The sequence below is a fragment of the Streptomyces sp. NPDC002817 genome (genome assembly GCF_053592055.1).
Window position 1 is genome coordinate 1,821 of sequence record NZ_JBSFUY010000087.1, and the last position, 1,419, is coordinate 3,239.

Sequence of the window (1,419 nt, forward strand, 5' to 3'; positions counted from 1 at the left end):
GCAATGACACGACTTCGGCGGTACGCTTGAGCCCCGCTACATTGTCGGCGCGGAATCACTAGACCAGTGAGCTATTACGCACTCTTTCAAGGGTGGCTGCTTCTAAGCCAACCTCCTGGTTGTCTCTGCGACTCCACATCCTTTCCCACTTAGCGTACGCTTAGGGGCCTTAGTCGATGCTCTGGGCTGTTTCCCTCTCGACCATGGAGCTTATCCCCCACAGTCTCACTGCCGTGCTCTCACTTACCGGCATTCGGAGTTTGGCTAAGGTCAGTAACCCGGTAGGGCCCATCGCCTATCCAGTGCTCTACCTCCGGCAAGAAACACACGACGCTGCACCTAAATGCATTTCGGGGAGAACCAGCTATCACGGAGTTTGATTGGCCTTTCACCCCTAACCACAGGTCATCCCCCAGGTTTTCAACCCTGGTGGGTTCGGTCCTCCACGAAGTCTTACCTCCGCTTCAACCTGCCCATGGCTAGATCACTCCGCTTCGGGTCTTGAGCGCGCTACTATACCGCCCTATTCGGACTCGCTTTCGCTACGGCTTCCCCACACGGGTTAACCTCGCAACACACCGCAAACTCGCAGGCTCATTCTTCAAAAGGCACGCAGTCACGACGCACTGAGTAAACTCAGCGCGCGACGCTCCCACGGCTTGTAGGCACACGGTTTCAGGTACTATTTCACTCCGCTCCCGCGGTACTTTTCACCATTCCCTCACGGTACTATCCGCTATCGGTCACCAGGGAATATTTAGGCTTAGCGGGTGGTCCCGCCAGATTCACACGGGATTTCTCGGGCCCCGTGCTACTTGGGTGTCTCTCAAACGAGCCGTACAGATTTCAGCTACGGGGGTCTTACCCTCTACGCCGGACCTTTCGCATGTCCTTCGCCTATCCATACGGTTTCTGACTCGCCTCACAGCCGGCAGACTGTGAAAGAGAGATCCCACAACCCCCACGACGCAACCCCTGCCGGGTCTCACACGTCGTAGGTTTGGCCTCATCCGGTTTCGCTCGCCACTACTCCCGGAATCACGGTTGTTTTCTCTTCCTGCGGGTACTGAGATGTTTCACTTCCCCGCGTTCCCTCCACATACCCTATGTGTTCAGGTATGGGTGACAGCCCATGACGACTGCCGGGTTTCCCCATTCGGAAACCCCCGGATCAAAGCCTGGTTGACGGCTCCCCGGGGACTATCGTGGCCTCCCACGTCCTTCATCGGTTCCTGGTGCCAAGGCATCCACCGTGCGCCCTTAAAAACTTGGCCACAGATGCTCGCGTCCACTGTGCAGTTCTCAAACAACGACCAGCCACCCATCACCCCGAACCAACCGGTTCGAGTGCACTGGGGCCGGCACTGAAGGCAGCCGATACGGCCATACCCTCAGACACCCAACAGCGTGCCCGGCACC

The 1,419-nt window shown here is 57.6% G+C and carries 1 rRNA gene (cut by a window edge); it reads right to left on the bottom strand.

The annotated features are described in order from the left end of the window. A 23S ribosomal RNA gene (locus ACWD3I_RS48930) occupies nt 1–1,274 on the bottom strand (its annotated part extends 1,820 nt beyond the left edge of the window); the annotation flags it as partial. Nucleotides 1,275–1,419: the final 145 nt, after the last annotated feature.